At 76.1% G+C, this 7,070-nt stretch carries 2 protein-coding genes and 1 pseudogene; all 3 read left to right on the top strand.

Annotated elements, in window-relative coordinates; all coding sequences use genetic code 11:
- On the top strand, window positions 1–2,511 hold a 2,511-nt coding region (locus tag ACTWQJ_RS43365; protein ID WP_443311902.1), incomplete at its 5' end, for an SDR family NAD(P)-dependent oxidoreductase.
- A pseudogene (locus ACTWQJ_RS43360) lies at window positions 2,430–5,385 on the top strand (SDR family NAD(P)-dependent oxidoreductase); the annotation flags it as partial. The gene ACTWQJ_RS43365 and the pseudogene ACTWQJ_RS43360, both read left to right, overlap by 82 nt.
- Window positions 5,386–5,415: 30 nt before the next feature.
- Window positions 5,416–7,070 (top strand): methyltransferase (locus ACTWQJ_RS43355; RefSeq protein ID WP_443311903.1); only part of this gene is annotated, 1,655 nt, incomplete at its 3' end.

Genomic DNA, 7,070 nt, shown 5'->3' with positions numbered 1-7,070 from the left:
GACGCCGCTGGGACCCTCGTCCTGCTCGGCCGCCACCCGGAACTGGAGTCCGCGCTGGCCGCGACGGGCGTGTGGCGGCGCGTCGTCGTCGGCGAGGACACCGGCCGACTCGCTTCCCTCGCCGACGAGGACGGGCTCGACCTCGCCGTCGTCCTCGGCGACGCGGACGACGGCTCGCCCGCCGACCTGCTCGACCGCGCCTGCGCCCCCGTCCTGGACGTGCTCGACGCGGCCCGCACCGGCGTGCTGCCCGGCCGGGTGCGGTGCCTGGTGCTGCACACGCGGAACGCCGGCGAGGACCGGCCCGAGTGGGCCGCCCTGGCCGGGTTCGCCCGCTCCACGGGGCCGGTCGCGCCGCGCCTGGAACTGCTCACCCTCGGCGTTGATATTGCGGCCCCGGCCGCCGAGGTCGCCCAGGCCGTGGCGGTGGAACTGCGCGCCGCACCCCGCGCCGCAGGCCTGGAGGTCCGCCGTACGGCCTCCGGCGAGCGGCAGGTACGGGCCCTGCGCCCGCTCACAGGCCCGGCCACCCCGGCCGACGTCCCCCTGCGGGACGGGGGCGTGTACGTCGTGACCGGCGGCGCCGGTGCCATCGGCCATGTCCTCGCCGAGCATCTGGCCCGCACCCACGCGGCCAAGCTGGTGCTGATCGGCCGCTCCGAGCCCGACGAGCGCACCCGCGCCTGGCACCGCACGCTGACCGGCCTCGGTGCCGAGGTGCTCGCGCTGCGCGCCGACGTGGCCCGGGCCGACGAACTCGGCGCGGCGCTGGCCGCCGCCCGGGACCGGTTCGGCGCCCTGCACGGCGTGTTCCATCTGGCGGGCGTCGCCGACGAGGGCCGCGCCGACGGCGACCGGGAGCGCTTCGCCCGGCTGCTCGGCGCCAAGACACACGGCCTGGTCCACCTGGACCGGCTGACCCGCGAGGACCCTCTCGACCTCTTCGTGGTCTTCTCCTCAGTCTCCTCCCTCATCGGTGACTTCGGAGCGGCCGGCTATGCCACCGCCAACCGCTTCGCCGACCTCTACACGGTGCTCCGCGACCGCCGGGTGCGCCGGGGCGAGGGGCACGGCCGCAGTCTGTCCCTGGCCTGGCCGCTCTGGGCGGTCGGCGGGGTCGACGGGCTGGTCCGCGAGGAGGAACTGGCCGCGTACACCCGCCGCAGCGGGATGCGGGCGCTGACCGCGGAAGCGGGCCTCGACCTCCTCGCTCGCTCCTTCGCCCCCGGCACCTCGTGGCTCGTGCCCGCCTGGGGCGACCCGGCGGCCGTCGACGCCGCCCTGACGGGTACGCCCGCCCCGTCCCGGCCCGTCACGCCGGCGCCCGTCGCCGCCGCCCGCGCCGGCCGGCTCCGGGACCGGTTGGTGGAGCACCTGCGCGAGGTCCTCGCGGGCGTGCTCAAGCTGCCCGCCGGGCGCCTCGACAGCCGCGTCCCGTTGGACGACTACGGCCTGGACTCGGTGCTGGTCATGGAGTCCAACTCGCTGCTGGGCAAGGACTTCCCGGGCCTGCGCGGCACTGTGTTCTTCGAGTTCCGGACGGTCGACGAGCTGGCCGGCCACATCCTCGCCGAGCAGGCCGACGCCGTCACCCGCCTGTTCCCCGAGGAGACCGAGCCGTCGCGGCAGAAGACGCAGCTGTCGCGGCAGGACGCCGCTCCCGCGCCCGCGCCCGCCCCGGACCCGCACACCCCGCCCGCCCGCCGGGACGCCGACGAGCCGATCGCCATCATCGGCATCAGCGGCCGCTACCCCCAGGCGGACACCTTGGAGGAGTTCTGGCGCAACCTCGCCGAGGGCCGCGACTGCGTCACCGAGGTCCCCGCGGACCGCTGGGACGCCGACGCCCTGTTCGACGCGGACCCGGCCGCACCGGGCCGCAGCTACAGCCGCTGGGGCGGCTTCCTGTCGGACGTGGACTCCTTCGACTCGCTGTTCTTCCAGATCGCGCCCAAGCAGGCCCGCACGATGGACCCGCAGGAGCGGCTCTTCCTGCAGACGGCCTGGTCGGCGCTGGAGGACGCCGGCTACCCGCCGTCCCGGATCCCGGCGCCCCGCCACGGCGGCCAGGGACACGACGTCGGCGTGTTCGTCGGCGTCATGTGGGACGACTACGCGATCCTCGCTGCCGCCGAGTCAGCCCGCGGCAACCACCAGGTCGTGCTGGCCAACCGTTCCGCCATCGCCAATCAGGTCTCCTACTTCGGTGACTTCCGCGGCCCGAGCATGGTGATCGACACCGCCTGCTCCGCGTCCCTCGTCGCCGTGCACCAGGCCTGCGAGAGCATCCGCCGCGGCGAGTGCTCGTACGCTATCGCCGGCGGCGTCAACGCGCCGTGCACCCCGACAAGTACGTGCACCTCAGCCGCAAGACCATGCTGTCCGCCGACGGCCGCTGCCGGGCCTTCGGCGCGGGCGGCACCGGGTACGTGCCCGGCGAGGGCGTCGGCGCGGTGGTGCTCAAGCGGCTGGCGGACGCGGTCCGCGACGGCGACACCGTGCACGCCGTGATCCGTGCCAGCGCCGTCAACCACGGAGGCCGGACCAGCGGCTACACCGTGCCCAACCCGCAGGCCCAGCAGGCGCTGGTGGAACAGGCGCTGGCCGCCGCGGGCATCGACGCCCGCACCATCGGCTGTGTCGAGGCGCACGGCACCGGCACCGCCCTGGGCGACCCGATCGAGCACACCGCGCTGGCCCAGGCCTTCGCCCGGCACACCGGCGACACGGGATTCTGCGCCCTCGGCTCGGTGAAGTCCGCGATCGGCCACCTGGAGGGCGCCGCCGGGATCGCCGGGCTCACCAAGGCCGTCCTGCAGCTGCGCCACGGCACACTGCTGCCCACGCTGCACGCCGGGGAACTCAACCCGGTCATCGACTTCGAGAGCTCGCCGTTCACCGTGCAGCGGGAGACGGCGCAGTGGCCGCGCGCGTACGACGGTGACGGCCGTCCGCTGCCGCGCCGCGCCGCCGTCAGCTCGTTCGGGGCGGGCGGCACCAACGCGCACGTCGTCGTGGAGGAGTACATGACTCCCGAGCCGGCCCCGGCCGGGCCCGAGCAGGCGGAGCTGATCGTCCTGTCCGCCCGAGACGAGGACCGGCTGCGCGCCCGCGCGGCCGACCTGGGTCGCACCCTCGCCGAGCCGAGTGCCCCGAGGCTGGCCGACGTCGCCCACACCCTGCGCGTGGGCCGCGAACCCCTCGCCGCACGGCTGGCGTTCGTCGCCGCCGACCTCGCGGACGCGGCCGGCAAGCTCGCCGCCGTCGGCCGGGGCGAGGGCGGCCAGTGGCTGCACCGGGGCCGGGTGGAGCAGCACCCGCCGCTGGCCGGCCTGCTGACCGACGGCATCGGCGGCGAGGACTTCCTCGCCACCCAGATCGCGGCCGGCGCCGACGACCTCCTCGGCCGGCTGTGGGTCTCGGGCGTCACCGTCGACTGGGATCTGCTGCACCGCCTGCGCCCCGCCGAGCGCCGCCGGGTGCCGCTGCCGACGTACCCCTTCGAGCGGGTACGGCACTGGCTCGACACCACGCCCGCTCCCGCCCCTGCGCAGGGCCCGCGCCGGTGGGAGCGCCGGCTCGCCGCCGACGAGCCGGTGCTGCGCGACCACGTGGTCGACGGGCGGCCCATCCTGCCCGGTGTCGGCCACCTGGACCTGGTCGCCGAGGCGAGCGGGGGACTGGCCGGGCGGGCCTGCGTAGACGTCCGCTGGGTCGTCCCGCTGGCCCTGAGCGGGGCCGAGGAGACAGTGGCGGTAGCCTTCGACGGCGACCGGTACGAGATCCGCGGCGCCGACGACGCCGTACGCTCCTGCGGCCGCCTCGCCGCCGCCCCGGCCGCGCCCGCCCCCCTCGACGTCACCGCGCTGCGCGCCTGCCTGGACGAAGGCCCGGGCGAAGGCTCCTTCTACCGGGCGCTGGCCGGGCAGGGACTGCCGTACGGGCCGTTCTTCCGCCGCGTCCGGCAGGTGTGGACCGGCCGGGACGAGGTGCTCGGCCGGATCGGCGAGCCCGCCGGCGACGACCCGGCGCACGCCCTGCACCCGGGCGTCCTGGATGCCGCCCTGCACACCGTCGCCGCCCTGCTGGTCCGCCGCCGGGGCGAACATGCCCGGCCGATGCTGCCGTTCGCGGCCGACCGCGTCGAGGTGTTCGGCGCAGTCCCCACGACCGGCTGGTCGTACGTCCGGGAGACCGGAACCGACCGCTGCGAGGTGCTGCTCTGCGACGACACCGGCGCGGTACGGGTCCGGTTCGAGGGCCTGACCTACCGCGAGGCCAAACCGTCCGCGGTGGTCGTGCACCGGCCGGTGTGGACCGCCCGGCCCGCCCAGGAGCGCGCCGCGGCCGCCCGCAGCGTGCTGCTGGTCGGGGAGCGGCTGGACGCCGAGCCCGCCGCCGGCATCGCCCGCGCCCACCACGGCGCCGACGTACGACGGCTCCCGGTCGGCCCCGGAGGCCTCGCGGACGCCGAACTCGACCGCGCCCTGGCCGGATCCGGCGCACCGGACCTGGTCTACTTCCTCGCCACGGCCCCCGGGCGCGAGCCCGCCGGCCGCGCCGAGCTGCGCGCCCTGACCGACCGGGGCCCGGTCGCCCTGTACCGCCTGGTGCGGGCGCTGGCCAGGCACGGCCTGCTGGAGCGCGAGACACGCCTGAAGGTCGTCACCACGGACGTCCACCCGCTGGAGGCAGGCGACGACTCCTCCCCGTGGGCCGCCGGGACCGCCGGCCTGGCCGCCGTCGCGGCCAAGGAGTTCCCCGCGCTGCGCGTGGCGCTCGTCGACGTACGCGCGGCGGAGGCCGCCCATGCGGCCGACGCGATCGTGGCCGAGCCGTTCCCGGCCCGGCCGGTGCCGGTGTCGCTGCGCGCGGGCGTCCGCCGGGTGCGCACCCTGGAGCGGGTCGAACTGCCCGCCGCCGCACCCCGGTTCCGCCCGGGTGGCGTCTACCTGGTCGTCGGCGGGCTGGGCGCCGTCGGCCGGGACACCTGCCGACACCTGGCCCGCGCCTACGGAGCGAAGCTGGTCGTGGTCGGCCGCTCCCCGCTCGACGAGACCCGGCGGCAGACCGTCGCAGAGCTGGAGAAGGCGGGCGCAGAGGTCCGCTACCTCGCCCTCGACGCCACCGACCCGGACGCGCTGAAGGAGGCCGTCGATCTCGCCGTACAGGAGTTCGGCGCCCTGCACGGGGTGATCAACGCCGCGATGGTGCTGGTCAACCAGGTGCTGAGGGAGCTGCCGGAGGACGGGCTGGAGCCTGCTGCAAGCGGTGCGCGAGGTGCCGCTGGACTTCGCGCTCTTCTACTCGTCCGGCGTGGCGTTCGAGGGGAACCACGGCCAGGCCGGCTACGCCGCCGGCTGCACCTTCGCCGACGCCTGTGCCCTGCACGCCGCCCGCACCCTGTCCTTCCCGGTGCGGGTCCTCAACCTCGGCTACTGGCACGCGGGCGGCGACCCGGAGCGGGAGCGGGTGCTGCGCCGCTTCGGCGCCGCCGGCATCCGGCCGCTGAGCGCCGAGCAGGGCATGGCCGTCGTCGAGCGGACCCTCGCGGCCGGGCTGTCCCAGGTGTTCGCCCTGGACGCCGACCGGCCCATCCTGGACAACCTCGGCATCGACCCCGACCGCACCCTGAGCGTGCTGCCGGGCGGTGCGCCGGACCCGCTGCCCGAGGTCCGCTTCCCGGGCGCGCCCGGCGCCGACCGTGAACTGGCCGCGCACCAGCGTGCGGTCGCCGAGGCGGAGGAGCTGGCGCTGCGCCTGCTGGCGTCGGTGCTCGACCGGGCGGGCCTGTTCGGCGCGGGCGAGGCCTCCCGGGAGGAACTCGCCGCCCGCCTGGGCGTGGTGCCCGAGCACGATGCGCTGTTCCAGGCGCAGCTGGACATGCTGGCCGAGGCGGACTGGCTGACCGTCACGGACGGCGGCCGCCTGCGCCCGACGGGCCGCAGGACCGCGCCCCAGGAGGAACTCGTCGTTGAATTCAGTCAGTTGACGGCACGTCATCCATCCCTCGCGCCGGTCGTCACGCTCCTCGGTGACTGCCTGACCGCGCTGCCCGACGTGCTCACCGGCCGCCGCCCCGCCATGGAGGTCCTCTTCCCCGACGGCTCCGCCGAGCGTGTGGCTGCCGTCTACCGGGGCGACCCGGTCACCGACCGCTGCAACGGGGAGGTGGCGCGGCTCGTGGCCGAGCAGGTCGAGGCCCACCGGGCCGCCGACCCCACTGCACCGGTGCGGATCCTGGAGATCGGCGCCGGCACGGGCGGCACCACGGCGGCCGTGCTCGCCGCCCTCGCCCCCTACGGCGACGGCATCGAGTACGTCTTCACCGACGTCTCCCCGGCCTTCGTCCGCAAGGCCAGGAACCGCTTCGGCGCGCAGTACCCCTTCACCCGCTTCGAGGTGCTGGACATCGAGGCCGACCCGGCCGGGCAGGGCCTGACCCCTGGCGCCCACGACGTGGTGCTCGCCACCAACGTCCTGCACGCCACCCGGCGGCTGTCCGACACGCTGACCGGGGCCAAGCGGCTGTTGCGGCGGGGCGGCGCCCTGCTGCTGGTGGAGGGCACCCGGGCGCGGCACCAGCTGGCGCTCATCTTCGGCCTGACGGCCGGCTGGTGGCTGTTCTCGGACCCCGAGCAGCGCATGCCCCGCTCCCCGCTGGCGAGCGAGCGCCAGTGGCGGGACGCGCTGGCCGCGTGCGGCTTCACGGACATCAGCGCGGCTGCCCCGACGACGGAGGCCGGACCAGCCTTCCAGAGCGTCATCGCCGCCGTCAGCGACGGCGTGGTGCCCGGCGACGGGCAGGCTCCGGCGGCCGAGCGCGAGCCGAAGCGGACCCCGGCTCCGGCCCCTGCGCCGGCTTCCGCCGTGGCCCCGGTCGCCCCCGTCTCCCCGGCCTCCCAGGACGACACCCTGCGCCAGGTGACGGACGTCTTCGCCCGCGTCCTGGAGATGACCCCCGACCAGCTCGACCCCGACCTCACCTTCGAGAACTACGGCGTGGACTCGCTGGTCGTCCTGGAGGTGACCCGCGCCCTGGAAGCGGTCTACGGACCCCAGCCGGCGAC

The organism is Streptomyces sp. KR55 (genome assembly GCF_052245645.1).
GTDB classification, from domain to species: domain Bacteria; phylum Actinomycetota; class Actinomycetes; order Streptomycetales; family Streptomycetaceae; genus Streptomyces; species Streptomyces flavusporus.
The sequence above is the reverse complement of the archived record's forward strand: the minus strand, read 5'-3'. Positions and strand labels throughout refer to the sequence as shown.